Raw genomic sequence first — 26422 nt, forward strand, 5'->3', positions numbered from 1 at the left:
AGCCGCGCGAGCGGCGCGTCAGGAAGGAGGCTCCAGCTCGGGGATGAGGCGGCCCCGGCGGGAGAGGAGGAAGCGTTTGAAGGCGGCCACCGGTGGGGTGTCCGGGTGGCCGTCCAGCCAGGCGACGCCGATCTCGCGGACCGCGCGCGGTGCCGTCACCGTCAGTTCGACCACCCCCGGGCGGGGGACGGCGGGCGGGGGGAGGAGGGCCACGCCCAGGCCCGCCGCGACCAGGCCGCGCAGGGTCTCGGCCTCCTCGCCCTCGAAGGCCACCTTCGGGGTGAACCCGGCCTCCGCGCACAGGTTGTCGGTGATGCGGCGCAGGCCGTAGCCGGGTTCCAGGGTGACGAAGGTTTCCTCCGCGGCCTCGGCGAGGCGGATGCGCTTGCGGGTCGCGAGGCGGTGGTCGTCCGGGACCACCAGGCGCAGCCGCTGCTCGTCGAGGCGGCGCGCGGCCAGGTCGGGGGCGTCGGGGACGGGCGAGGTCAGGCAGAGGTCGAGTTCCCCGGTGCGGAGCTTCTCCAGCATGGCCTCGCCGTAGTTCTGGACGAGGGCGAAGCGGACCCGGGGGTGGTCGGCGCGGAAGGCGCGGATCAGGCCGGGCACGGTCTCGGGGCCCAGGGTGTGCAGGAAGCCGAACGCGACCTTGCCGGAGTTCGGGTCGGCGTCCTGCTGGACGGATCCGGCGGCGCGGGCGATCCCTTCGAGGGCCTGTTCGGCGGAGGCGAGGAAGGTGCGGCCGGCGGTGGTGAGGGCGACGGTACGGCCCTTGCGGGCGAACAGCGAGACGCCCAGGTCCTGTTCGAGGCGGACCATCGCCCGGGACAGGGTGGACTGCGGTACGCCCAGCTCGTGGGCGGCGCGGGTGACGTGCTCGTGCCGGGCGACGGCGACGAACTGGGCGAGGCGGGGGGCCAGCCCTTGTGTCACGGCCATGTCTTCTTCGTAACGGTTCATTGATATCCGAGGCCCTGGGCTGCGGTGATGCACTGGTGGATTGATTATCCCTCGTTTGTGCATTGGACGCATGAAAAAGAGTGGGCGTAGCTTCGATGCATGCCTCCCGCTCATACCGGGGCACCCGTCACCACGGGTGCCTCCACCCCGTCGTCCCCTCAGCCCGAGCCCCACTCCCCCGGCCGCCCCGGCTACCGCCGGATGAGCCTCGCGCTCTTCGCCGCGGGCCTTGCGACCTTCGCGCTGCTCTACTCCACCCAGGCCCTGCTGCCCGCCGTCTCCGCCGGATTCGGCGTGACCGCCGGTCAGGCCAGCTGGACGGTGTCGGCGGCCACCGGCGCGCTCGCCCTGTTCGTCCTGCCGCTCAGCGCGCTGTCCGAGCGGTTCGGGCGGACCCGGACGATGACCTGCTCGATGGTGGTCGCCGTCGGCATCGGCCTGCTGGTGCCGTTCGCGCCGAACCTGGAGTGGCTGGTGGCGCTGCGCGCGGTGCAGGGCGCGGCGATCGCCGGGATCCCGGCCTCCGCGATGGCGTACCTCGCGGAGGAGGTCCGGCCCAAGGCGCTGGTCGGGGCCATCGGCCTGTTCGTGGCCGGCAATTCCATCGGCGGCATGAGCGGCCGCATCGTCACCGGCTGGGGCGCGCAGCTGTGGGGCTGGCGCGGCGGGCTGCTGGCCGTCGGCGTGATGGCGCTGGTCTGCGCGGTGGCCTTCCTGGTGCTGCTGCCCCGGGCGCGGTTCTTCCGGCCTGCGTCGCTGAATCCGCGCGCGGTGGGGCGTACGGTCTCCGGTCATCTGCGGGATCCGCTGCTGCTGCGGCTGTACGGGATCGGCGCGCTGTTCATGACGGTGTTCGGGGCCGTGTACACGGTCATCGGGTACCGGCTGGTGGAGGAGCCGTTCTCGCTCGGTCAGGGCGTGGTCGGGTCGGTCTTCCTGGTGTACCTGGTGGGTACGGTCTCCTCGGCGGCGGCCGGGCAGCTGGTGGCCCGGGCGGGCCGGCGCGGGGCGCTGTACCTGGCGGTGACCACGACCGCGCTGGGCCTGCTGCTGTCGCTCGGCGACTCGCTGTGGCTGATCCTGCCGGGGCTGGTGCTGATCACGGCCGGGTTCTTCGCCGGGCACGCGGTGGCGTCGGCTGCGGTGAGCCGGACGGCGAAGACGGGCCGGGCGCAGGCCTCGGCGCTGTACCAGTCCGCGTACTACCTCGGTTCCAGCGCGGGCGGCACCCTGGGCGCGCTGGCGTACCACGCCTCGGGGTGGGCGGCCACAGTCGGGATCGCGCTGCTCGCGGTGCTGGGCGTCGTCTCGATCACCCTGTACGGGTCCCACGCGGCCCGTGCCGAACGGCGCCGGCTGCTCGCCCCGGGCACCCGCGCGGCGGCGGCCCGCTGACCCCTGCCGAACGCCCCCGAACCGGTCCGCCGGCGGACGTCGGCGGACCCGCACCGGCCAACTCCGTTCAAGGTCTGTGCGGCGTGCGCAACTCGCTCTAGCTTGGGAGGCATTGGCGCCCCCACAGTGCGGGCGAGGCAGGGGAGGACCGGATGGCGGCGATACGCGTGCGCGCGCGGCGGCGGGCTGCGGTGGTGTTCGGCGGGGCTCTGGCGCTGGCAGCGCCCCTGGTGGTCGTGGGGGGCGGTCCGGCCCAGGCCGCCGCCTGCAACGTGACCACCGGGCCCTACCAGCGGCAGGTCGAGCAGTTCCTCGGGCGGCCGGTGGACGGGGTGCAGTCGGCGGCCGACTGCACGGCGATCCAGTCCTTCCAGGCCACCCACGGGATCACCCCGACCATGGGGTACGCCGGGCCGCTGACCTGGCAGACGATGAGCACGATGCTGGCGCAGCGGGCGGCGGGCAAGAACCCGAACGCCGAGGGCAAGTGCCCCACCAACCTGGGGCGGATCGCGTGCGTCGACCTGACCCGCCAGCTGAGCTGGATCCAGGACGGGTCGACGCTGAAGTACGGTCCGGTGCCGGTGCGCACCGGCAAGGCGGAGACGCCGACGCGGACGGGCCTGAAGAAGATCTACTACCGGTCCATCAACCACTGGTCGACGATCTACAACGTCTACATGCCCTACTCGCAGTTCTTCGACGGGGGCATCGCCTTCCACTCGGTCACCAAGAGCATGTGGAACCCGCCGGGTTCGGGCGGCTGCGTGAACATGACGACGACGGACGCGAAGGCGTACTGGAGCATGCTGACCAACGGGGAGGACGTCTTCGTGTACGGGCGCAAGCCCGGGACCTGACGGTTGCCCCCGCTCCGGCTGCCGTTGTCGGACCCCTCGGGTAGTTTCCGAAGGGACGGACAACCACCTGGGGGACGGCGGCCATGAGCGACCTTGCTACCTCGTCACCGGAACTCGACGCGGCGATGGACCGCTACCGCGTCGAGCTGACCGGCTACTGCTACCGGATGCTCGGCTCGTCCTTCGACGCCGAGGACGCGGTCCAGGACACGTACGTCCGTGCCTGGCGGGCCCACGAGAAGTTCGAGGGGCGGGCCTCGCTGCGGTCGTGGCTGTACCGGATCGCCACCAACGTCTGCCTGGACCTGCTGAAGGCGGGGAACAGGCGGGCCCGTCCGATGGACCTGTCCGCGCCGCAGCACCAGGCCTCCGCCGTGCTCAACGAGCGGCCCGAGGTGACCTGGCTGGAGCCGGTGCCGGACGGGCGGGTGCTGCCGCAGACAGCCGACCCGGCGGAGCTGGCGCTGGCGAAGGAGTCCGTGCGGCTGGCCTTCGTGGCGGCGCTCCAGCACCTGCCGGCGAAGCAGCGGGCCGTGCTGATCCTGCGGGAGGTGCTGGCCTGGAAGGCGGACGAGGTCGCGCAGCTGCTGGAGACCTCGGTGGCGTCGGTGAACAGCGCGCTCCAGCGGGCGCGGGCGACGCTGTCGGGGCAGGCACTGCGGCCGAGCGAGCCGAAGGACCCGCTGGACGCGGAGCAGTCGAAGCTGCTGGAGCAGTACCTGTCGGCCTTCGAGGCGTACGACATCTCGCGGCTGACCGAGCTGCTGCACGAGGACGCGGTGCTGTCGATGCCGCCGTTCGACCTGTGGCTGCGGGGGCCGGCGGACATCGCCGCGTGGCACCTGGAGCAGGGCATCGGCTGCAAGGGCTCGCGGCTGGTGCCGACCACGGCGAACGGGCTGCCGGCCTTCGGGCAGTACCGTCCGCGGGAGGACGGCCTGCCCGGGCACGTGCCGTGGGCGCTCCAGGTGCTGGAGGTGTCAGAGGGGCGGATCGTCGGGCTGAACGCCTTCCTGGACACCGCGCGGTGGTTCCCGCTGTTCGGGCTGCCGGAGGAGCTCTCCGAGTCCGACGAGGTGTAGCAGGGCGCGGAGCGCGGGGGGCGCGCCGGTCACGGTGAAGCGGGTGCCGTGGCGTTCGGCCGTGAGGGCCAGGCGGGCGAGGGCGTCGACGGTGGTGAGGGTGGGTGGCTCGGCCGCCCGCGCGTCACAGGTCACCGGGCTGCCCGGGCCGTCCCGGCACAGCTCGCGGAGGCGGGCGCAGAGGGCGGGGACGTCGGGCTGGGGCCCTTCCAGGGCCAGGGTTCTGTCCACGGGGGGATGACCGTCCGCTGCCGCGGAACTCATCGGCGGTGGCCGTTGCGCTGCCGCGCGGGCCTGGACCGGGGGCGGTACGGTGCCGCGCGGGCCGGTGGCGGGGTTGGTACGCCGACGCCGGCGCGCCTGCGCGGGGCCGGCGCGCCTGCGCGGGGCCGGTGCGGTGCGGCGGTGCCGCTGCGGTGCGGCAGTGCCGCTGCGCGGGGCCGGTGCGGGGCGGCGGGGGTGGTGCTGCGCGGGGGGGGGAGGTCCCCTACCCGCCCTTCCACCGGTCCCCGGGCTGCGCCCGGACCCCTTGCGGGGGCGCCGCCCCCGCACCCCCGCGCCTCAAACGCCGGCGGGGCTGGATGTCTCCAGCCCGCGCGGCGTTTGAGCGCAACGGGGTCAGGGGCGGCGCCCCTGGGAACGGGCGAAGGGCGGGGAGGGGCAGGCTCCGCGCAGCGGGACCACGGCCCTCCCCCGGCCAGGGGTTACGCGATGCGGTCCAGGACGATCGGGTTCGCCGAGAACGCCGTGCCCGACGGGGAGACGTCGTAGCAGCCCTCCAGGGAGGACAGGGCGTACTCGAACTTCTCCGGGGTGTCCGTGTGGAGCGTCATCAGCGGCTGGCCGGCGGTGACCGTGTCGCCCGGCTTCGCGTGGAGCTCGATGCCCGCGCCCGCCTGGACCGGGTCCTCCTTGCGGGCGCGGCCCGCGCCCAGGCGCCAGGCGCCGACGCCGACCGCGTACGCGTCGAGGCGGGTCAGGACGCCCGAGGCGGAGGCGGTGACCACGTGCTGCTCGCGGGCGACCGGCAGGGCCGCGTCCGGGTCGCCGCCCTGGGCGGAGATCATCCGGCGCCACACGTCCATGGCGGAGCCGTCGGCGAGGGCCTTCGCCGGGTCGGCGTCCTTGATGCCGGCGGCCGTCAGCATCTCCTGCGCGAGGGCGATGGTCAGCTCGACCACGTCGGCCGGGCCGCCGCCGGCCAGGACCTCCACGGACTCGCGGACCTCAAGGGCGTTGCCCGCGGTGAGGCCGAGCGGGGTGGACATGTCGGTGAGCAGGGCGATCGTCTTGACGCCGCTGTCGGTGCCCAGGGCCACCATGGTGGAGGCCAGCTCGCGGGCGTCCTCGATGTTCTTCATGAAGGCGCCGGAGCCGACCTTCACGTCGAGGACGAGGGAGCCGGTGCCCTCGGCGATCTTCTTCGACATGATCGAGGAGGCGATCAGCGGGATGGCCTCGACGGTGCCCGTGACGTCGCGCAGGGCGTAGAGCTTCTTGTCCGCCGGGGCCAGGCCGTCGCCGGCCGCGCAGATGACGGCGCCGGTGGTGTCGAGGACGTTCAGCATCTCCTCGTTGGAGAGCAGGGCGCGCCAGCCGGGGATGGACTCCAGCTTGTCGAGGGTGCCGCCGGTGTGGCCGAGGCCGCGGCCGGAGAGCTGCGGCACGGCCGCGCCGCAGGCGGCGACGAGCGGGGCGAGCGGGAGGGTGATCTTGTCGCCGACGCCGCCGGTGGAGTGCTTGTCGGCGGTGGGGCGGGAGAGGGAGTCGAAGTTCATCCGCTCGCCGGAGGCGATCATCGCGGCGGTCCAGCGGGCGATCTCGGCCCGGTTCATGCCGTTGAGCAGGATGGCCATGGCGAGCGCGGACATCTGCTCGTCGGCGACGATCCCGCGGGTGTAGGCGTCGATGACCCAGTCGATCTGCTCGGGGCTCAGCTCACCGCGGTCCCGCTTGGTCCGGATGACGGAGATGACGTCCATGAGGTGACTTCCTTCTACGCGCATAGAGATGAGGGAGGGAGGTTCAAGGAGTTTTCGAGGAGGGGGCGAGAGCGGCGACGGCCCTCCGCCCGGCAGGGCGGAGGGCCGTCGTGCGGCTATCTCAGGTGGTCGGGCCCGAAGGCCTGCGGCAGCATCGCGCTCAGCGGCAGGATCCCGTCCGGTGTCTCCACCAGGAGCTCCGGGCCGCCGAACTCGTAGAGCAGCTGGCGGCAGCGCCCGCACGGGACGAGGATCTCGCCCTTGCCGTCCACGCACGTGAAGTGCGTGAGCCGGCCGCCGCCGGTGGCCTGGAGGGAGGAGACCAGGCCGCACTCGGCGCACAGGCCGAGGCCGTAGCTGGCGTTCTCGACGTTGCAGCCGGTGACGGTCCGGCCGTCGTCGACCAGGGCCGCGACTCCGACCGGGAAGCCCGAGTAGGGGGCGTACGCGCGGGTCATCGCGGCCCGGGCGGCCGTCCGCAGGGCTTCCCAGTCCACCGCCGGGGCCGGGGTCACTTGCCCTGGCCCTTGCGGTACGGCATGCCGTCCGCCTTCGGCATCCGCAGGCGCTGCGCCGACAGTGCGAGCACCAGCAGGGTGGTGACGTACGGGGCCGCGTCCACGAACTGGCTGGGCACCTGGTCGGTGGCCGCGTACCAGGCGAAGAGCCCGGCGGCGCAGACGCCGGCGATGGCGGCCTGCGGGTACTTCTTCTTGTACAGCTGCCAGCCGACGGAGATCACCAGCAGGATGGCGATCAGCAGCAGCATCGCGTGGACGTTCTCGGCGCCGCCGCGCAGCTTGAGGCTGTCGGTGAAGCCGAAGAGGCCCGCGCCCAGCGCCATGCCGCCCGGCATCCAGTTGCCGAAGATCATCGCGGCGAGACCGATGTAGCCGCGGCCGCCGGTCTGGCCCTCCTGGTAGATGCCGGTGGAGACGATCGCGAGGAACGCGCCGCCGAGGCCCGCCAGACCGCCGGAGACGACCACGGCGATGTACTTGTACTTGTAGACGTTGACGCCGAGGGACTCCGCCGCGACCGGGTTCTCACCGCAGGAGCGCAGGCGCAGGCCGAAGGCGGTGCGCCAGAGCACCCACCAGGTGGCGGGGATCAGCAGCACGGCGACGACGGTCAGCAGCGACAGGTGGGTGACCAGGCCGCCGAGGACGCCGGCGATGTCCGAGACGAGGAACCAGTGCTTGGCCTGGAGGCTTTCCAGTCCGCTGGAGAGCCCCGGGATGGTGATCTCGGTGATGGGCTCGATGCGCGGGGACTGCTTGGAGGAGCCGCCCTCGGCCTTGTCGAAGGTGAAGTTCGACAGGTACTGGGTGAAGCCCGTGGCCAGGATGGTGACCGCCACACCGGAGACGATGTGGTTGACGTTGAAGGTGACGGTGATGATCGCGTGCAGCAGGCCGCCGAGGGCGCCGCCGACGATGCCCAGCAGGACGCCGGTCCAGGGGCCCCACTGGTAGCCGGCCCAGGCGCCGAACCAGGTGCCGAGGATCATCATGCCTTCGAGGCCGATGTTGACCACGCCGGCCCGCTCGGCCCAGAGGCCGCCGAGGCCCGCGAGGCCGATCGGCACGGCGAGCTGGAGGGCTCCGGAGACCTGGCCGACGGAGGTCAGGTCGTTCGCGCCGGAGATGACCCGGACCAGCGAGACCAGCGCGAGGCCGCCCGCGATGATCAGCAGGATCCAGGGCAGGGTGAGCTTGCGGCGGCCGCCCGGCTTGGGCGCGGCTTTCGTCGTGGAAACGGTGCTGGCGCTCACGCCGCGACCTCCTTCTCGGTCTTGATGGCGTGGCCCGCGGCCAGCTCTTCGCCGACCTTCTGCTGCTGGCGGCGGATGCCGTAGCGGCGGACGAGCTCGTAGCTGACGACCACGGCGACCACGATCAGGCCCTTCATGATCGTGCCGATTTCCTTGGCGTAGCCGGCCGTGTCGAGGCCCGCGGACGCCTTGTCGATGAAGGCGATCAGCAGCGCGGCGAAGAAGATGCCGACCGGGTTGTTGCGGCCGAGCAGCGCGATGGTGATGCCGGTGAAGCCGATGCCCGCCGGGAAGGACAGGTTGTACGTGTGGGACTCGCCCAGCAGCAGCGGCATGCTGACCAGACCGGCGACGGCGCCCGAGAGCAGCATCGAGGTCATGATCATCTTCTTGGCGTCCACGCCGGAGGCCTGGGCGGCGGACTCGCTGGCGCCGGTGGCGCGCAGGTCGAAGCCGAACCGGGTGCGGTTGAGCACGAACCAGTAGACGATGCCCAGCGCGAAGGCGATGAAGGTGAAGCCGTAGACCTCCAGGCCGTCACCGATCTCGACGCCCGGGAACCAGCCCGACTCCGGGATGTCGCCGGTGGTCAGGTCGTTGGAGCCGACGGGCTGCACGCCGAGGTTCTTGGGCAGGATCAGCCAGGCGATCAGCGAGGTCGCGATGGCGTTGAGCATGATCGTCGAGACGACCTCGCTCACGCCGCGCTTGGCCTTGAGGATGCCCGCGATGCCGGACCAGAAGGCTCCGACGAGCATGGCGACGAGCACGATCACCAGGATGTGCAGCGGGCCGGGCAGCGTGACCGCCGCGCCGACCAGGGCGCTGATCATCGCGGCGAGGCGGTACTGGCCGTCCACACCGATGTTGAAGAGGTTCATCCGGAAGCCGATGGCGACGGCCAGGGCTGCCAGGTAGTACGTGCCGGCCTGGTTCACGATGAGGACCTGCACGTCCTCGTAGCCGGACTGTTCGATCATGATGCGCAGCGGCTCGATCGGGTCGACGCCCGACGCGGCCAGCACGATCATGCTGAGTACGAAGGCGCTGACCAGTGCCAGCGCGGGTCCGGCGAAGCCGAGAAGCAGCCGGTCCTTGTCGAATTTCTTCATCGGGCCTCGTCCTCCGTCGTGTCGCCGGCGGCGTCGGCGGAGTGGTCGTCAGTGGCTTCCAGGTGCCCGGTGGCGGCGCCGGTCATGGCGGTGCCGAGCTCCTCGGGGGTGATCGTCGCCGGGTCGGCGTCCGCGACCAGGCGGCCGCGGTAGATGACGCGGAGCGTGTCGGACAGGCCGATCAGCTCGTCCAGGTCGGCGGAGATCAGCAGCACGGCGAGGCCCTCGCGGCGGGCCTCGCGGATCGCGTCCCAGATCTGCGCCTGCGCGCCGACGTCCACACCGCGCGTGGGGTGGGCGGCGATGAGGAACTTCGGGTTGTGGCTCATCTCGCGGCCGACGATCAGCTTCTGCTGGTTGCCGCCGGAGAGCGAGGCCGCGGTGACGTCGATGCCGGGCGTGCGGACGTCGTACTCGCGCACGATCCGCTCGGTGTCCTTGCGGGCCGCCTTCGGGTCGAGGATGCCCTTCTTGGAGTTGGGCGCCTCGGTGACGTGGCCGAGGATGCGGTTCTCCCAGAGCGGGGACTCCAGCAGCAGGCCGTGGCGGTGGCGGTCCTCGGGGATGTAGCCGATGCCGCCCTCGCGGCGCTTGCGGACCGCCATCTTGGTGATGTCGGCGCCGTCGAGGGTGATGACGCCCGCGTCGGGGCTGATCATGCCCATGAGGGCCTCGATCAGCTCCGTCTGGCCGTTGCCCTCGACGCCTGCGATTCCGAGGACCTCGCCCTTGTGGATCGTGAAGGTGATCCCGTCGAGCAGCAGGCGGCCGGCGACGGCGGGCTCGCGCAGGTCGGTGTCGGAGTCGCCGAGGGCGCTCGTGGCGGTCTCGGGGGTGACGACGGCACCCGCGTCGGCGACGGTCAGGCCGTCGACCTGGAGCATGGGCGTCGTGGTGACCGTGGACTCGCGGGTCTCCGGCGAGGGCAGCTCGCTGCCGACCATCAGCTCGGCGAGCTGCTTGGTCGTCGCGGTCTTCGGGTCGGCGGTGCCGACCGTGGTGCCGCGGCGGATGACGGTGATGTCGTCGGCGACCTTCAGGATCTCGCCCAGCTTGTGCGAGATGAAGATGACCGTGAGGCCCTCTGCCTTGAGCTCGCGCAGGTTGTCGAAGAGCGCGTCCACTTCCTGCGGCACGAGCACTGCGGTCGGCTCGTCGAGGATGAGGGTCTTGGCGCCGCGGTAGAGGACCTTGAGGATCTCCACGCGCTGGCGGTCGGCGACGCCGAGGTCCTCGATCAGGGCGTCGGGGCGCACGCCGAGGCCGTACGCGTCCGAGATCTCCTTGATCTTCTTGCGGGCCTTGGAGCCGATGCCGTAGAGCTTCTCGCCGCCGAGGACGACGTTCTCCAGGACGGTGAGGTTGTCGGCGAGCATGAAGTGCTGGTGCACCATGCCGATGCCTCGGGCGATGGCCTCACCGGGGTTGTTGAAGGAGACCTGCTCCCCGTCGATGGCGATGGTGCCCTCGTCCGGCTTCTGCATGCCGTAGAGGATCTTCATCAGGGTCGACTTGCCGGCACCGTTCTCGCCGATGAGGGCGTGGACCGTGCCCTTGCGGACGGAGATGGCGATGTCCTTGTTGGCGACGACGCCGGGGAAACGCTTGGTGATGCCGTGCAGTTCTACGGCGAGAGGGGGGCTGGACGCGTTGATGACGCACTCTCCTTGGCGCGGAAGGAGCTGGAAAAGCCAAGTGGCTCGGCAGGAGGACAGGGCGGGGGTCGGCCGGGCGGGTGGGCGGGAAACGGACGGTATCGCGTCCACGATGCCTCTACGCGCGTAGCACTGTCGGAAGTGAAAACTTGCGGCCAAGTGGCCACAAGTAGTCACGGACTAGAAGCGAAGACGCGGTGCGGGGTCCGGAGCGGTAGAGACCGCATCCGGACCCCGGAGACCGCGACTATTCGTCAGACAGGGCCGTTACGGCGTGGTCTTGACGGTGATCTTCTTCGCGATGATGTCGGCCTTCGCCTTGTCCACCGCGGCGATGACCTCGGCCATGTTCTTGTACTCGGGGTTGGAGTCGGCCAGGCCGACGCCGTCCTTGTCCAGGCCGTAGCGGATCTCGCCGGACTGCGGCGAGCCGTCCTTGACCGACTTGATCAGGTTGTAGACCGCGTCGGACACGTCCTTGGTGACCGAGGTCAGGATCTTGTCCTTGTACTTCGACAGGCCGGCCTGGTTGTACTGGTCGGAGTCGACGCCGATGGCCCACTTGCCGGAGGTCGCGGCGGCCTCGATGGCGCCCGAGCCGGCGAGGCCGGCGGCGGCGTAGATCACGTCGGCGCCACCGTCGATCTGGCCCTTGGCGGCGGCCTTGCCCAGGTCGGGCTTGGCGAAGCCACCGAAGTCCGGCGGCTGGGAGAGGTACTTGCTCAGTACCTTGGCGTTGGGGTTGGTGTCCTTGACGCCCTGGGTGAAGCCCGCCTCGAACTTCTTGATCAGCGGAACCTCGACACCGCCGATGAAGCCGACCGTGCCGCTCTTCGACGCCTTGGCGGCGGCGACGCCGGCCAGGTAGGAGCCCTGCTCCTCGTTGAACACCAGGTTGGCGATGTTCTTGTCGGTCACCGAGGTGTCGTCGATGATGCCGAAGGTGGTCTTCGGGAACTTCGCCGCGACCTTCTTGATGGCCGGCGCGTAGGCGAAGCCGACGCCGATGACCGGGTTGTTGCCCTTGCGGGCCAGCTCGGTGAGGCGCTGGACCTTGTCGGCCTCGCTCTCGCCCTCGGTGGGCTCCGCCTCGGCGCCCTTGATCTTCAGGTCCTTCTCGGCCTTCTCAAGGCCCGCGAAGGCGGCGTCGTTGAACGACTGGTCACCACGACCGCCGATGTCGTACGCGATGGCCGCGCCAGCGGCCGAGGACGACGCGCTGCCGTCGGAAGAGGGGCTGTCCGAGGACTTCTTTCCGCCACAGGCGGTGGCCGAGAGGGCCAGCGCCGCGGACGCGATGCCCACGGTGGCGATCCTGGTGATCCGGCGCAAGGGGAGGCTCCTTCAAAACCTGACCGAAGCGCCACGACCGGCGCTGGTTTCGCGGCGATCGTAACGCGCGTAGATGTCAGTTAAAGGCCCGTTCATGAGTCGTTATCGGATCGTCGCGAACCGGACAGTGACCGATCGGTAACGGGACAGGCGTCCAGCCCTTGTGTACCAAGGGCCGGACGCCGCCGACAGGAGACCGGCCGGTGATGTATGGAGCTTTACCCGATCTTTGACGTGACGGGGCCGTTTCGGCGTCCGTCGAGCAGCGCGGCGGCCGTGAAGAACTCGACGCCGTAGCCGATCGAGGACTCGTCGACGTCGAAATCGCCGCGGTGCAGGTCCCGCTTGGCCGTGTCGCCGGGGCGTCGGACGCCGAGGCGGGCCATGGCGCCGGGGACGTGCTCCAGGTACCAGGAGAAGTCCTCGCCGCCGAGGCTCTGCTCGGTGTCCTCCACCGACTCGGGGCCGCGCCGGGCGCCCATGGCCTCCCGGAGCAGTTCGGTGACCACCGGGTCGTTGACCACCGGCGGCACGCCGCGCACGTGGTTGATCTCGAACTTGGCCCCGTGCATCGTGGCGACCTCGTCGATCGCCGCGTGGATCATGTCGGGGGCCTCGTACCAGGCGTTCAGGTCCAGGCAGCGGACGGTGCCGGAGAGCTCGGCGTGCATCGGGACGACGTTGCAGGCGTGCCCGGACTCGATCCGGCCCCAGGTGACGGACATGCCCGAGCGGGCGTCCAACCGGCGGGCCAGCAGGGCGGGCACGTCGATGGCGACCCGGGCGGCGGCCGTCACCATGTCGGTGGTCAGGTGCGGGCGGGCGGTGTGGCCGCCGGGGCCGTCGAGGGTGACCTCCAGGCGGTCGCAGGCCGAGGTGATGGGGCCGGGCCGCAGCCCGATCATGCCCGCGTCGACCCGGGGGTCGCAGTGCACGGCGATGATCTTGCCGACGCCGTCGAGCACCCCGGACTCGATGGCCTCGGTCGCGCCGCCCGGCAGCACCTCCTCGGCCGGCTGGAAGAGCAGCCGCACCGGCCGGGGCAACAGGCCCTGCCGGTCGAGCTCGGCGAGGACCAGGCCGGCGCCGAGGACGACGGTGGTGTGGACGTCGTGCCCGCAGGCGTGGGCGCGGTCCGGGTAGGTGGAGCGGTACGAGACGTGGGTCTTGGCGTCCGGGATGGGCAGGGCGTCGATGTCCGCGCGCAGGGCCAGCATCGGCCGTCCCCCGTCCCAGGTGCCGACGTCACAGATGAGCCCGGTGCCGGACTTCAGGACGCGTGGTCGCAGGCCCGCCTTCTCCAGCCGGGCCTTGATCGCCGCGGTGGTACGGAACTCCTGGTGTCCTAGCTCGGGGTGCATGTGCAAGTCCCGGCGGAAGGCGATCAGTTCGGCACGGAGCCGGTCCGGCAGCTTGCCGGGCAGCTCGGGCCGGACAGGCTTGCCGGGCAGGGCGGTCTGGGGCTCGCGGGACATCAACTGGTTCACCCGTTGAAGGGTAGGCGCACGGATGGGTCAACTGTCCGGAGATCACCAAAAGTTCATGCCCTTAGGGGAAAGAAAAGCGACCTCTGGACGCATGACCGGATGCGGCCGGGGGTAAACTCGCGCGCTCATCCGGCCGTGGGGGCGCTCCGCGCGGGGAGTCTGCGCACATCACGGGCGGTGTCGGTGACGCCCGCGAGGAAGCCGCGGGCGCGCGGGGATGCGCCGGGGGCGAGCCAGGCGGGGTCGATACCGCATACGGCCACCGTCACGCCAGTGCCGGTGAGGGCGTACGGCAGCGTGTGGACGACCGTGGACGGAAAGCTGACGATCGTACGTCCCACGGGTCCCCGACGGGCGATCAGTTCCAGCGGCAGGTCCGGCCGTACGATCTCCAGCCCGGTCGCCGCGCTCAGCGCGCGCAGCTTCTCCGGCGTCTCGCGGCGGTGCGCGAAGTACCGGGTCACGCCGTGCTCCCTGGCCAGGGCGGTCACGGCCTCCAGGTAGCGGGCCGGGTCGACGACGCCGGTCTCCACGAGGGAGGTGCCGACGAGGTCGGTGCCCCTGGTCAGGCGGGGCGGGCCGAAGCGGGCGCGGGTCCAGGCGAAGTCGTTGACCCGCAGTGCGGTCCCGGGCAGCGGGGTGACCGGCATCGAGGTGAACAGCTCGACGCGGCGCCCCTCCCCCGGCCGCAGCCGGCGCCGGGCCGCGCCGGAGACCGGCGCGTACGCGAGTTCCCGCGCCCGGGACAGGGGGCCGCCGCCGGTGCGGTGCCAGCGGCGCAGCCGTTCGCCGCGGCCGAGCTGCGCGACGAACTCCATGGTGGCGGTGCCGTCGTCGACGACGACGAGTTCGGCGGCCCGGGACGGGGTCAGCAGCAGCTGGACGAAGCGGGAGAAGGGGTCGCCGACCACGATCCGTTCGGCGCGGCGCACGGCCGGGCCGAGGGCGGCCAGGGCCCGCAGGGGGGCGCCGGAGCCGCCGCGGGCCTCCTGCCAGTGGACGGCGTACCCCTCGTCGCGGGCGATGGCGGCGACCCGGCGCAGCTGGCCGCGGGACATGGGGTCGGTGGGCGGCAGGACGACGATGCGCAGCCGGTCGGCGACGGTGCGCGGGTCGGGCCGGCGGCGTTCGGCGAGGGGGCCGGGCTGGGCCGGGACGGCGGTCAGCAGGGGCTCGCGCCCGCGCCGGGTGTGGGCCCACTCCAGCACGTTGAGCAGCTGGACCGGGCTCTCCACGAGGGCCAGGGTGGGGGCGGAAGGGTTCACCACGTGCTCCGCTCGGGGGAGGAGGGGCGGGGGCGGCGGGCGGGGGGCGGCGGGCGGGGGCCGGCTCAGACCGTCGCCGGGGCGGGGAGGGGGCTCTGGACGCGGCGGAGCTTCTTCATGGGGGCGAGTTCGGAGTCGTAGACGCGCTTGACGCCGTCGCCGAGGGCGGTCTCGATGGTGCGGATGTCGCGGACCAGGCGGGCGAGGCCGCCGGGTTCGACGGAGGCGGCCTGGTCGGAGCCCCACATGGCGCGGTCGAGGGTGATGTGCCGCTCGACGAAGGTCGCGCCGAGGGCGACGGCGGCCAGGGTGGTCTGGAGGCCGGTCTCGTGGCCGGAGTAGCCGATCGGGACGTTGGGGTACTCGTCCTGGAGCGTGTTGATGACGCGCAGGTTGAGCTCCTCGGCCTTGGCCGGGTAGGTGGAGGTGGCGTGGCAGAGCAGGATGTTGTCGCTGCCGAGGACCTCGACGGCGTGCCGGATCTGCCGGGGGGTGGACATGCCGGTGGAGAGGACGACGGTGCGGCCGGTGGCGCGCAGGGCGCGCAGGAGTTCGTCGTCGGTGAGGCAGGCGGAGGCCACCTTGTGGGCGGGCGGGTCGAACTTCTCCAGGAAGGCGACGGCCTCGGTGTCCCAGGGGGAGGCGAACCAGGCGATGCCGCGCCGGGCGCAGTGTTCGTCGATGGCGAGGTAGTCGGCCTCGCCGAACTCGACGCGGTGGCGGTAGTCGATGTAGGTCATCCGGCCCCAGGGGGTGTCGCGTTCGATGTCCCACTGGTCGCGGGGGGTGCAGATCTCGGGGGTGCGCTTCTGGAACTTGACGGCGTCGCATCCGGCTTCGGCGGCGGCGTCGACGAGGGCGAAGGCGGTGCCGAGGTCGCCGTTGTGGTTGATGCCGATCTCGCCGACGACGTAGACGGGCCGGCCGGGGCCGGCGACGCGGGGGCCGAAGGTGCGGAGGCGGGGTTCTGCGGTGGCGGCGGTCATGGCGGGTGGTGTCCTTCGCTCGGTGCGTGGGGTGCCGGTGCCGGTGTCGGTGTCGGTGTCGGTGTCGAACAGGGGCGCGAGGAGGCGTGCCCTGGCGAGGTCGTGCGGGTCGTCGATCTCCAGGACCCGCGCGGGGTCGGCGGGGACGGGGAGGGTGCGGCCGAAGAAGCGGTGCCGGGCGGCGCGGAAGCCGGCGGCGGTCATGGCGTAGGCCGCGCCGGTCTCCAGCAGTTCCTCGGGGCGGTCCTGGCGGCGGGGGCGGTACGCGGCCTCGTGGTTGACCCCGCTCCCGGAGCCGTCGGCGGCGCGGCGCCAGAGGAAGCCGTGGAAGGGGGCGGCGGTCAGGGCGGAGTCGGCGTCGCCGCGGGCCACGGCGGAGGCGACGGACTCGACGTCCCGGGTGGTGAGGAAGGGGCTGGTGCACTGGACCAGGAGGACCACGTCCACGGTGAGGGAGTTCAGTTCCTCGAAGGCGTCCAGGGCGTGCAGTACGGCGGCCTCGCTGCTCGCGGTGTCCCCGGAGAGGGCGGCGGGCCGGGTGATCACGTGGGCCCCGGCGGCGCGGGCGGCGGCGGCCACGGGCCCGGAGTCGGTGGAGACGGCCACGTCGGTGACGGTGGGTGCGGCCAGGCAGGCCCGTACGGCGCGGGCGACGAGCGGGGTCCCGCCGACGGTCGCGGTGTTCTTGCCCGGCACCCCCTTGGACCCGCCGCGGGCCGGGATCACGGCCAGGACCCGGCGGGGCGTTCCGCCGTGGTGGGTCGCGGGGTCGCCGGGCCCGGCGGGGCCGGTGACCCCGCGGTGGCCGGCGGCGGCCCGGGGGCTCACAGCTCGCCCAGCCGGCGGATGACCGGGGCCACGCGCTGGACCCCGTGCCGGTAGGCGCCCCGGGCGGCCTCGCGCAGGTGGCCCCGCAGCCACCGCCGGGCGGCGGACCCGTCCTGCCGGACGGCGCCCGGCAGCGGGGTGCCGTCGGGGGCGAGGTGCTGGCGGGCCAGGATCCCGGGGAGGTATCCGGGGGCGGTGCGGAGCGTGTAGTACGGGTCCACGGGCGGCAGCCGGTCGGCGGCGAGCAGCCCGCCGAGGCGCTGCCGCGCGGTGGCGTACGGGTCGGCGGGGCCGGGGCCCGGTGCGGTGTCCGCCCGGCCGGCGGGGGTCCCGGCGGACGGGCCCGGCGCGGTGTCCGCCTGGCCGGCGGGGGCCCCGGCGGCGGGTTCCATCGCGGTGTCCGCGCGACCGACGGGGCCGGCGGCGGCCGGGTCCGGCACGCGGGCCGCGCGGCCGGCCGGGTCCGGCGCGGGGCCGGCGGGGGCGGGGACACCGGGTTCGGGTGCGGCGGGTCGGCGGGGGGCCGGGACGCCGTGGGCCGCTGTCCAGGCGGGGTCGCCCTGCGGCAGCAGCCCGGCGTCCAGTTCGTCCCACGAGGTCAGGCAGCCGGAGCCGAGGAAGTGCTGGTTGCCGAGGGCCTCGCGGATGCCGAGGTCGGTCAGGACGGCGGTCGGGACGCCCCGGTGCAGGGATTCCAGGGCGGCGGTGGAGGAGACGGTGACCAGCAGGTCGGCGGTGTCCAGCACCTCGCCCATGTGCCCGTAGACCAGTCGGCAGTTGGGCGGGAGTCCGCCGGGGAGGCGTTCGGCGAGGCGCTGGTAGGGGTGCTCCTCCAGGTGGGTGGTGTGCTCGCCCGGCCGGCTGCGGAGTTTGACCAGCACCTCGCGGTCGGGGTGCAGCCGTGCGTGGCCGGCGGCGCGGCCCAGCAGGTAGGCGCGGTCGGCGCGGCCCTCCGGCACGGAGGGCTGTACCGCGAAGACCACCCGGTGGGTGCGGTTCCCGGCGGGTGCGTACGGAGTCCCGTCGAGGAAGGGGAGGGCGGTCTCGGTGACGGCGTCCGGGCCGGCGCCCGCTCCCTCGTAGACGGCACGGAAGCGGTCGGCGTCGTGGCGGGAGTTGGCGAGGACCAGGTCGGCCCCGTGCCGGAGCAGCAGTCCGTCGGCGAGCTTCTCGTAGACGACGCCGACGTAACCGGTGACGAACACCGGCCGGGCGGCGGGTTCCGGCCACAGGGCGCGGGCGCCGTGCAGCACGGCCTGGACGGCGCCGCCGACGAGGGCCAGTACGACCACGTCGTACCGTTCGCGCCCGCCCGCGATCTCGGCGAGGAACTCGGCGCAGGTCACCTCGGCCGGCGGGGCGTCCGCTCCGACTCCCGCCTCGCCGAGCTGGCGGGCGGTGGGGGTGGCCCGGCCGCGCAGCAGGTAGCCGGTGATCCGGTGGTCCCCGGGGGCGAGGCGGCGGGCGGTGAGGGCGCCCCATTTCCAGCGTGTGTCGGAATCGGCGAGTACGGCGATGCGTTGACCGGCCGGGCTGCTTCTGAATGGCACTGGCACCCGGCAGAAGCTATTCGCCATTTCCGGTGTCCGGCCCAACGAGCGCACAACGGTGGGTTAACAACCCGTCGACGAAATGCGAAAGCGCGCGGGTTAACGCGCCCGCCCCGTTTCGTTCACATGGAATCCGCGTCCGGGCCACGGTGAATGCCGGGGCGCGTCCTATTGTCTCGCGGGTGCTCAAGCTCTCTGTTGTCGTGCCGTTCTACAACGTGCGGACGTACGCGCCGGATGCCCTGAAGAGTCTCGAACTGAACGCCCGCGCGGATTTCGAGTTCCTGCTGGTGGACGACCGTTCCACGGACGGTACGCCCGAGCTGCTGGAGCGGGCGGCGGCCGGCGGGGTGCCGGGGGCGGTGCACCTCAGACGGGACCGCAACGGCGGGCTGGCCACCGCCCGCAACACGGGGCTGGACGCGGCGCGCGGGGAGTACATCGCCTTCCTGGACGGTGACGACTGGCTGGCGCCGGGCCACCTCGCCCGCACCCTGGCCGCCATCGAGGCGCTCGGCTGCGACTTCGTGCGCACCGACCACGTGCAGGTGACGGGCCGGACCCGGGCCGTGCAGCGGGTGCCGTACGGGCCCGCGATGGTGGTGGGCGATCCGCGGGCCGGGATCCTGCCGGTCTCGCGGGCCACGGCGGTGGACTATCCGTACGCCTGGGCGGGGATGTACCACCGGCGGCTGCTGGACCGGGGGCTGCTGCACTTCACCGACGGGCTGCGGACGGCGGAGGACCGGCCGTGGATCTGGCGGCTGCACCGGGAAGCCGCTTCCTTCGCGGCGGTGGGCCTGCCGGGGGTGTTCTACCGGCGGGGCATTTCGACCTCGTTGACGCAGATCGGGGACGAGCGCCAGCTCGATTTCATTCGCGCATTCGACCAGGTCCTCGCGGATCTGGCGACCGACCGTGAATACGAACTGTTGATCCCCAAGGCCGTTCGAACGTATTGCGCGATTATCGCGCACCACATCGGATCCAGTGAGAGGTTCGAACCGGTCGTGGCGAAAAAACTCCGCTTCATGAGCGCGGCCGCCCTCGGCCGCATGCCCGCCCCGGTAGTGGACCGGGTCGTCGACTCGATGGGCGCCGAACGCTCCGCCCTGCTGCGCGGGCTGCGGCGCCGACGGCGGCGGCGGACGGCGGGGGCCCACGTGGCGGGGGCGGGCTCGTGAACGTCACGCAGGTCTTCCTCGCCTCCACGCTCTACGGGACGGCCACCCTCGCCGCCGCCCTCGACTCGGGCGCCTTCCCGCCGGCCGGCCGGCGGATCCTGCTGACCAGCAACCACTCGCCGGCCCCCGAGATCACCCCCGGGCTCGACGCGATGCCCGGGTTCGGCGCCCTGCGCACCCGCTTCGACGAGGTCCTCGACTGGAACGCGGTCGTCGCCCCGCAGCACCCCAGCACCTGGGCCCCGCGCCCGGAGGACGTGCCGATGTGGGAGCGGCAGCTGCGCGCGCTGTGGGGGCTGGGCGACGACCGGGTCGAACTGGTCGTGGAGTCCCTCCAGGTGCCGCCCGCGCAGAGCCTGTGCCGGCTGTTCCCGGGGGCGGCGGTCGACGTGTACGCCGACGGTCTGATGTCGTACGGGCCCACCCGCTTCCGGCTCGACCCGCAGATCGGCATGCGGGTGCGCCGCGTGCTGCACCCGGACCTGGTGCCGGGGCTGGAGCCGCTGCTGCTGACGGAGTTCGGGGTGCGGGGGGAGGTGGTCCCGGCGCCCGCGCTGCTGAAGGTCCTGGCGGAGCTCGCGGACCTGCCCGAGGCCTCGGCCGGGGGCTACGAGCCCCGCGAGGAGGAGCCGCCCGCGCTGCTGCTGGGCCAGTACCTGTCGGCACTGGACCTGATGTCCCCCGACGAGGAGGAGGAGCTGCACGCCGACATGGTCCGCGGCGCCTTCGAGTGGGGCCACCGCGAGCTGGTGTTCAAACCGCACCCGAGCGCCCCGGCGGCGTACTGGCGGCGGGCGCGGGCCGAGGCGGAGCGGCTCGGGGCGCGGCTGACGGTGCTGGACGCGCCGCTGCCGGCCGAGGTGCTCTACCAGCGGCTGCGGCCCGCTCTGGTGGCGGGCTGCTTCTCGACCGGGCTGCTGACGGCGCGGGCGCTGTACGGGATCCCGGTGGCGCGTACCGGGACGGGGGCGCTGCTGGCGCGCCTGGACCCGTACCAGAACAGCAACCGGATCCCGCTGACGCTGGTGGACGCGCTGGTCCCGGACCTGCACGGGCCCGCGCAGGACCCGCCGGCGGACCTGGCCGGGCTGGTCGCGGCGGTGGGGTTCACGATGCAGCCGAAGGTGCTGGCCGGGCGCCGGGCGGAGGCGGAGGCCCACCTCGCCCGGCACCTGACCCCGCACGCCCGGCGCTACTTCGGCCGCCGTCGGCTGACCACGCTGGGGCTGCCGGGCGGGATCCCGGCGCAGCTGTCGTTCCTGCCGCGGAGCCCGGCCGTCCGGCGCACCGTGCACCGGCTGCGCAGGGGGCTGGGCAGGAGGCTCGGCAGGACCGGCTGAGTCGGCCGACTCGGGCGGCTCAGCTGACGGCGAGCTTCGCGGCGAAGCCGAGGAAGATCACGCCGGCCGCCGAGGTCGCCCCGGCCGACAGCCGCTTGCGGCGGCGGAAGGCGGCGGACAGACGGGTGCCCGCGAATATCAGGGTGGACAGGTACAGGAAGCTGACCAGCTGCGAGACCGTGCCGAGCAGCAGGAACGACAGCGCCGGGTAGGAGTACCCGGGGTCGACGAACTGCACGAAGAAGGACAGCAGGAACAGGATGGCCTTCGGGTTGAGCAGGCTGACCAGCAGCGCCCGCCGGTAGGGGTGCTCGGCCGCACCGGCCGGCTCCTCCCCGGTGAGGAGCTCCTCCTGCCGGTCCCGGCGGCTGCGCCACATGCCCCAGGCGGCCCGCATCATGCCGACGGCGAGCCAGCCGAGGTAGCCGGCGCCGAGCACCTTGACCACGGTGAACAGCACCGGGCTGGCCTGGAGCAGCGCGCCCGCGCCGACCGCCGCGAGCACCATGAGCACGGTGTCCCCGGTGAACACGCCGCAGGCGGCCTTGTAGCCCTCCTTGACCCCGCGCCGGGAGGCGACGGAGAGCACGTACAGCGAGTTGGGCCCCGGCAGCAGCACGATCAGCACGACGGCGGCGAGATAAGTAGGAAGATCTGTCACACCCAGCATGAGCAGGAGTGTCCCATGAGGACACACCTGTCGCGCCAGTCCGTTTCAGTGGGCGGACCGGGACGGTTCGTAGCTGCCCCAGACCTCCCGCAGCACCCCGCACACCTCCCCCACCGTGGCCCGCGCCCGCAGGGCCTCCTTCATCGGCGGCAGGACGTTCTCCCGGGTCCCCTCCGCCGCCGCCCTCAGCCCCGCCAGTGCCGCCGAGACGGCGCCGGCGTCCCGCTCCTCCCTGAGCCGGGCCAGTGCGGCGCACTGGCGGGCCTCGATCTCCGGGTCGACCCGCAGCGGTTCGTACGGCTCCTCCCGCTCCAGCGCGAAACGGTTGACGCCGACCACGATCCGCTCCCCGCTCTCCTGCTCGCGGGCGATCCGGTAGGCGCTGGCCTCGATCTCCTCCTTCTGGAACCCGGCCTCGATCGCGGCGACCGCACCGCCCATGTCCTCGATCCGCCGCATCAGCGCGAGCGCGGCCGCCTCGACCTCGTCCGTCATCCGCTCCACCGCGTAGGACCCGGCGAAGGGGTCGACCGTCAGCGGGACGTCCGTCTCGTACGCGAGCACCTGCTGGGTGCGCAGCGCCAGGCGGGCCGATTTCTCCGTGGGCAGCGCGATGGCCTCGTCGAAGGAGTTGGTGTGCAGGGACTGGGTGCCGCCCAGTACGGCGGCCAGCGCCTGCACGCCCACGCGTACGAGGTTCAGCTCGGGCTGCTGCGCCGTCAGCTGCACCCCGGCCGTCTGGGTGTGGAAGCGCAGCATCAGCGACCTGGGGTTCCGGGCCCCGAACTCCTCGCGCATCACCCGGGCCCAGATCCGCCGGGCGGCCCGGAACTTGGCCACCTCCTCCAGCAGGGTGGTCCGGGCGACGAAGAAGAAGGAGAGCCGGGGCGCGAACTCGTCGACCTCCATCCCGGCGGCGAGCGCGGTGCGGACGTAGGCGATCGCGTCGGCGAGGGTGAAGGCGATCTCCTGCACGGGCGAGGCCCCGGCTTCGGCCATGTGGTAGCCGGAAACGGAGATGGTGTTCCAGCGGGGGAGCCGCTCGCGGCAGTAGCGGAAGGTGTCGGCGGTCAGCCGCAGCGAGGGGCCGGGCGGGAAGATGTACGTGCCGCGCGCGATGTACTCCTTCAGGACGTCGTTCTGCACGGTGCCCGTCAGCTGCCCGCCCGAGATGCCCTGTTCCTCCGCGACCAGCTGGTACATCAGGAGCAGCAGGGCGGCCGGGGCGTTGATGGTCATCGAGGTGGAGACCCGGTCGAGGGGGATCCCGGCGAGGAGCACCCGCACGTCCTCGACGGAGTCGACGGCGACGCCGACCTTGCCGACCTCCCCGTGCGCGAGCGGGGCGTCGGAGTCGTGCCCCATCTGCGTGGGCAGGTCGAAGGCCACGGACAGGCCGGTCCCGCCGCCCGCGATGAGGGCCCGGTAGCGGGCGTTGGACTCGGCGGCGGTGCCGAAGCCGGCGTACTGGCGCATGGTCCAGGGCCGTCCGGTGTACATGGTGGGATGGATCCCCCTGGTGAAGGGGTACTCGCCCGGGCTGCCGAGACTGGTCCGCGGGTCCCATCCCGTCAGGTCGTCGGGGCCGTAGACCGGTTCGACGGGGATTCCGCTTTCGGTTCGTGCCGTGGGACGGGCCATGGGGTGGTGCCTCCGTGTCCGTGGAGCCGACGGGCCCCGGGGCTGGTACAACCGCACCGAGCCCGCGACGGCCTGGTCACAATGGGGCAACATCGCGCGTTCGTCCGCAACTGTCCACGCCCTTCAGGCATCACCTAGGTACACGACGTTGAACTCGGGGGAACCGCCATGCACCGAAAGAAAGCATTCATCCGCACGCTCGGCCTGGCCGCAGCCGTCGCGCTCGCCGCGACCGCGTGCGGTCCCCAGGGCGCCGGGGCCGGTCCGGCCGCCCCGTCCGCACCGGCCGGCTCCCCCTCCAAGCAGGACGACAAGCCCGCCTCGCCGTCCGCCCCGGCCGCGCAGCCGTCCGCCTCCGCCCCGTCGGCGTCGGCCGCCCCGGGCGCCAAGCCGCTCATGGCCAACGGCGACGAGAGCGAGCAGGTCCGGGAGCTCCAGGCACGGCTGCGCCAGCTCAAGCTGGTGTCGACGGCGCCGACCGCGTTCTACGGCTCGAAGACGACCGCCGCGGTCAAGACCTTCCAGTCGCAGCACGGTCTGCCCGCGACCGGTTCGGTGGACGAGGCCACCTGGCAGAAGGTGCAGGGCCTGACGAAGAAGCCGACCGATGACGAGCTGCGCCCGCCGACCACCAACGAGGTGGACGCCCCGGACCCGCGCTGCATGCAGGGCCGGGTGATGTGCATCAGCAAGGAGAGCCGCACCCTGGCCTGGATGATCGACGGCAAGGTCGTCTCCACGATGGACGTGCGCTTCGGCTCGGAGAACACGCCGACCCGCGAGGGCCTGTTCCAGGTGGAGTGGAAGGCGAAGGAGTGGACGTCGACCATCTACCACACGTCGATGCCCTACTCGATGTTCTTCAGCCAGGGCCAGGCGGTGCACTACTCGTCCGACTTCGCGGCCCGCGGCTACGACGGGGCCTCGCACGGCTGCGTGAACGTCCGGGACAAGAAGAAGCTGTCGGAGCTGTTCGACCAGGTGAAGGTGGGCGACAAGGTCGTCGTCTACTGGTGAGCCCGGCCCACCGGCGATCCGGTGGACCGGCGATCCGGTGGTCCCGCAGAGGTGATCCGGTGGTCCCGGAGAAGAGAGGGGGCGCGGGCAGGGCCGGGGGAACGTGCCCCGCCCGCGCCGGGTGCGCCGAGCCCAGGGGTACGGGGGGAACCCCGGCTCGTGCGCGGCCGATGACCAGTCGGCTCGTTACGTACTGCGTCAGCGGTTCGAAAAGTGTTACTGCCCCCGCCCGGGAATCTTGAAGAAGCGTTTCAGCGAGTGCGGAAACCCAGGCCGCCGCTGGTCAGCGGGGTCATGGAGGGCAGCGGCAGCGGGGCGCTGCCCTGGTCGGCCCCGCTCCGCGGGACCGTGCCCTTCGTGGCCCCGTCCAGCAGGGTCGCGCAGAAGCGCTGGACCTTCGAGGCGCCGCCGGCGAGCTTGGAGAGGTACTCGCGCCGGTCCTCGGCGAGCTTCTTCGCCTTGTTGTCCCGGCACAGGTCCTGGGGCCGCGGCTTCTCCGCCTCGATGCCCTGGTTCTTCCCGCTGTCGGTGGTGCTGCCGCCGGTGGACTTGTCGCGGGTGCCGTCGGTGCCCGCCGCGCCACCGCCACCGCCCGCGGCGGCCGTGCCGGGCGGTACCGGCAGGATGGGCGCGACGTCGGGGAGCGTACGCATGCCCGTGCCCGGCGTGGGCGAGGCGTCCGGGCCGTGCGAGAAGCCGTCGACGCCCAGGGACGGGGTCGGCCGCAGCTGCGGTACGAGGGGCGGGCCGGCGGTGTCCCCGGCGGGTGCCGGGTCCGAGTCGGCGCTGACCGAGACGGCCGGGGCGGGGCCCGCCGTCAGGTGCGCGGCGCGGTCCAGCAGTCCGGTTCCGGCGACGGCGGCGATCCCGCCGACGGCGACTCCGGCCAGCGCGGCCGCCAGCCCGAACCGCGCGGCGGTGACGGGACGCCGCTGGGCGGGTATCCGTACGGGGGGTATCGGCGCCAGGTCGACCAGGGGTTCTGCGGCCCCGGCCGGGGTGGCCCCGGGTACGCCGGCTCCGGCCGCGGCGGGAGCCACTGCGGGCGCCGTCGCGGGCGCCCCTGCGCGGGCCGCGCGGAACGCGGCCAGGGCGGCTTCCTCACCGGGCAGTTCTGCCCCGGCTGAGCGGGGCTTCAGGGCGTCGAGGGCGGCGCGCATCCGGGCGGCCTCCGCCCGGGCGCGCGGGTCGGCACCGGATCCGACCGGGCCGGGGGTCCCTCCGCGCAGCAGCTCGTCCGCCGTGGCCCTGTCCAGCCACGCGTTGTGCTCGTCGGCCATCACATGTCCTTCTGCGTCCGCCAACGTGAATGCGTCACACCGGTTCGCTCCACCAGGCCCCCCGCCCGACCGCGCTGCGCGGGCACCGCGTCGAGATCGCGCTCCCGTTCCTGGTCCCCGGCATTATGGCCGACCCGGGCACGGGGTTCCGCTTCGTTTTCCGTCCCGCCCGCCGCACCGGCCCCGCCGGCGGGGCCGAACTCCGCGCTGAGCAGCTCCGCGAGCTTCTTCAGCCCGCGGTGCGCCGCCGTGCGGACCGCGCCGGGGCGCTTGCCGAGGGTCTCGGCCGCGCTCTTGGCGTCCAGGCCGACGACCACGCGCAGCACGACGGCCTCGGCCTGGTCCTGCGGCAGCTGGGCGATCAGCTTCATGGTCCGTCCGGTGGACAGGGCCTCCATGGCCTCGCCGTAGGTGTCGGAGTCCGCGGCGCGGCCGGTCAGCTCGGTCTCGTCACCGCCGACGGCCGGCCGGCGGCCGCGCATGCGGATGTGGTCGAGGGCCCGGTTGCGGGCGATGCGCGCGGCCCAGCCGCGGAAGCGGTCGGCGTCTCCCGTGAAGGTGCCGAGGTCGCGGGCGATCTGCAGCCAGGCCTCGGAGGTCACGTCCTCCGCGTCGGCGTCCCCGACGAGCGTGCGTACGTATCCGAGCAGGCGCGGGTGCACGGCGCGGTACACAGTCCGGAACGCGCTCTCGTCGCCGTCCTGTGCCGCGAGCACCGCGGCGGTCAGCTCCGCGTCGTCCCCCAGCAAAGTCCCCAACCCGTTCAACGTCCTGTACGTGTGGCGCAAATCCGCACGTTACGGCTTTCATGTACCTCTCGTCCACGAGTTGTACAACCAGCAACCAACCCTGCGCGGAGCGGGGTGTGACAGAAAACGCACTCCATACGCTGACATGAATACGGGCTTGTCGCACGAGCCCGTGACGGATGGCGACCGGGGCCTCTCCTGTGGGGGGTGGCGGCCTCGGTCGTCCTCCCCCCTCCAGCCGGGGCAAACCCCCCGGCCTCATCCTTTCGGCTCACT

22 protein-coding genes and 1 pseudogene are annotated in these 26422 nt (G+C 72.7%); 6 read left to right on the forward strand and 17 right to left on the reverse strand.

Annotated features, from left to right (window positions below; genetic code table 11):
• Positions 1 to 18: 18 nt before the first annotated feature.
• Entirely contained in the window at positions 19 to 957 is a 939-nt protein-coding gene (locus OG553_RS12435) for a LysR family transcriptional regulator (RefSeq protein ID WP_405979055.1), read from the reverse strand.
• Between the two features lie 99 nt (positions 958 to 1056).
• On the opposite strand from OG553_RS12435, the gene OG553_RS12440 reads away from it, so the two are divergent.
• The 3 genes from OG553_RS12440 (at position 1057) to OG553_RS12450 (ending at position 4294) form a co-directional block, all read left to right on the forward strand.
• Positions 1057 to 2352, forward strand: a complete 1296-nt coding sequence (locus OG553_RS12440) for an MFS transporter (RefSeq protein ID WP_405979056.1) — start codon at positions 1057 to 1059, stop codon at positions 2350 to 2352.
• A gap of 152 nt (positions 2353 to 2504) precedes the next feature.
• A complete protein-coding gene (locus OG553_RS12445; protein ID WP_405979057.1) occupies positions 2505 to 3212 on the forward strand; it encodes a L,D-transpeptidase family protein in 708 nt (235 codons plus the stop codon).
• Between the two features lie 83 nt (positions 3213 to 3295).
• On the forward strand, positions 3296 to 4294 hold the full coding sequence (locus OG553_RS12450; protein ID WP_405979058.1) for a sigma-70 family RNA polymerase sigma factor: 999 nt from the start codon (positions 3296 to 3298) through the stop codon (positions 4292 to 4294).
• On the opposite strand, the gene OG553_RS12455 is transcribed toward OG553_RS12450, so the two are convergent.
• From OG553_RS12455 to OG553_RS12510, 12 genes and pseudogenes are all read right to left on the reverse strand, one after another.
• A complete protein-coding gene (locus OG553_RS12455; RefSeq protein ID WP_405979059.1) occupies positions 4193 to 4558 on the reverse strand; it encodes an STAS domain-containing protein in 366 nt (121 codons plus the stop codon). The genes OG553_RS12450 and OG553_RS12455 overlap by 102 nt on opposite strands.
• A 440-nt stretch (positions 4559 to 4998) precedes the next feature.
• Positions 4999 to 6276 (reverse strand): thymidine phosphorylase, encoded by a 1278-nt coding sequence (locus OG553_RS12460; protein WP_405979060.1) that lies wholly within the window; start codon positions 6274 to 6276, stop codon positions 4999 to 5001.
• 116 nt (positions 6277 to 6392) lie between these two features.
• Positions 6393 to 6791 (reverse strand): cytidine deaminase, encoded by a 399-nt coding sequence (locus OG553_RS12465; RefSeq protein ID WP_405979061.1) that lies wholly within the window; start codon positions 6789 to 6791, stop codon positions 6393 to 6395.
• Complete coding sequence (locus OG553_RS12470) at positions 6788 to 8050, reverse strand: ABC transporter permease (RefSeq protein WP_405979062.1); 1263 nt, start codon at positions 8048 to 8050, stop codon at positions 6788 to 6790. Before OG553_RS12470 ends, OG553_RS12465 begins: the two co-directional genes overlap by 4 nt.
• Positions 8047 to 9162, reverse strand: coding sequence for an ABC transporter permease (locus OG553_RS12475; RefSeq protein ID WP_405979063.1), 1116 nt, complete (start codon positions 9160 to 9162; stop codon positions 8047 to 8049). Before OG553_RS12475 ends, OG553_RS12470 begins: the two co-directional genes overlap by 4 nt.
• The gene (locus OG553_RS12480; RefSeq protein ID WP_405983024.1) at positions 9159 to 10877 is read right to left on the reverse strand and encodes an ABC transporter ATP-binding protein; all 1719 of its coding nucleotides are present in this window, start codon (positions 10875 to 10877) and stop codon (positions 9159 to 9161) included. Before OG553_RS12480 ends, OG553_RS12475 begins: the two co-directional genes overlap by 4 nt.
• Before the next feature lie 207 nt (positions 10878 to 11084).
• Complete coding sequence (locus tag OG553_RS12485; protein WP_405979064.1) at positions 11085 to 12149, reverse strand: BMP family protein; 1065 nt, start codon at positions 12147 to 12149, stop codon at positions 11085 to 11087.
• A gap of 218 nt (positions 12150 to 12367) precedes the next feature.
• Positions 12368 to 13624, reverse strand: coding sequence for an amidohydrolase (locus OG553_RS12490; RefSeq protein WP_405983025.1), 1257 nt, complete (start codon positions 13622 to 13624; stop codon positions 12368 to 12370).
• Positions 13625 to 13761: 137 nt separating this feature from the next.
• The gene (locus OG553_RS12495; protein WP_405979065.1) at positions 13762 to 14901 is read right to left on the reverse strand and encodes a hypothetical protein; all 1140 of its coding nucleotides are present in this window, start codon (positions 14899 to 14901) and stop codon (positions 13762 to 13764) included.
• Between the two features lie 65 nt (positions 14902 to 14966).
• Positions 14967 to 15887: an N-acetylneuraminate synthase family protein gene (locus tag OG553_RS12500; protein ID WP_405983026.1), complete on the reverse strand. Its 921-nt coding sequence runs from the start codon at positions 15885 to 15887 to the stop codon at positions 14967 to 14969.
• 363 nt (positions 15888 to 16250) lie between these two features.
• A pseudogene (locus OG553_RS12505) lies at positions 16251 to 16808 on the reverse strand (cytidylyltransferase domain-containing protein); the annotation flags it as partial.
• On the reverse strand, positions 16712 to 18292 hold the full coding sequence (locus OG553_RS12510) for a DUF6716 putative glycosyltransferase (protein WP_405979066.1): 1581 nt from the start codon (positions 18290 to 18292) through the stop codon (positions 16712 to 16714). The pseudogene OG553_RS12505 and the gene OG553_RS12510, both read right to left, overlap by 97 nt.
• A 155-nt stretch (positions 18293 to 18447) precedes the next feature.
• Between OG553_RS12510 and OG553_RS12515 the strand changes: the two genes are divergently transcribed.
• Positions 18448 to 19449, forward strand: coding sequence for a glycosyltransferase family 2 protein (locus OG553_RS12515; protein WP_405979067.1), 1002 nt, complete (start codon positions 18448 to 18450; stop codon positions 19447 to 19449).
• Complete coding sequence (locus OG553_RS12520; RefSeq protein ID WP_405979068.1) at positions 19446 to 20789, forward strand: polysialyltransferase family glycosyltransferase; 1344 nt, start codon at positions 19446 to 19448, stop codon at positions 20787 to 20789. The genes OG553_RS12515 and OG553_RS12520 overlap by 4 nt, the downstream gene beginning before the upstream one ends.
• Before the next feature lie 19 nt (positions 20790 to 20808).
• Here the strand turns inward: OG553_RS12520 and leuE are convergent, their stop codons facing one another.
• Complete coding sequence (gene leuE / locus OG553_RS12525; RefSeq protein ID WP_405979069.1) at positions 20809 to 21459, reverse strand: leucine efflux protein LeuE; 651 nt, start codon at positions 21457 to 21459, stop codon at positions 20809 to 20811.
• 45 nt (positions 21460 to 21504) lie between these two features.
• Positions 21505 to 23100, reverse strand: coding sequence for a methylmalonyl-CoA mutase (locus OG553_RS12530; protein ID WP_405979070.1), 1596 nt, complete (start codon positions 23098 to 23100; stop codon positions 21505 to 21507).
• 168 nt (positions 23101 to 23268) lie between these two features.
• Here OG553_RS12530 and OG553_RS12535 point away from each other — a divergent pair, with 168 nt between their 5' ends.
• A complete protein-coding gene (locus OG553_RS12535; protein WP_405979071.1) occupies positions 23269 to 24117 on the forward strand; it encodes a peptidoglycan-binding protein in 849 nt (282 codons plus the stop codon).
• A 251-nt stretch (positions 24118 to 24368) separates the two neighbouring features.
• On the opposite strand, the gene OG553_RS12540 is transcribed toward OG553_RS12535, so the two are convergent.
• Positions 24369 to 25397: a hypothetical protein gene (locus OG553_RS12540; RefSeq protein WP_405979072.1), complete on the reverse strand. Its 1029-nt coding sequence runs from the start codon at positions 25395 to 25397 to the stop codon at positions 24369 to 24371.
• A complete protein-coding gene (locus tag OG553_RS12545; protein WP_405983027.1) occupies positions 25397 to 26146 on the reverse strand; it encodes an RNA polymerase sigma factor in 750 nt (249 codons plus the stop codon). The genes OG553_RS12540 and OG553_RS12545 overlap by 1 nt, the downstream gene beginning before the upstream one ends.
• Between the last annotated feature and the right edge of the window lie 276 nt (positions 26147 to 26422).

Source organism: Streptomyces sp. NBC_00158, from assembly GCF_045160885.1.
Taxonomy (GTDB): domain Bacteria; phylum Actinomycetota; class Actinomycetes; order Streptomycetales; family Streptomycetaceae; genus Streptomyces.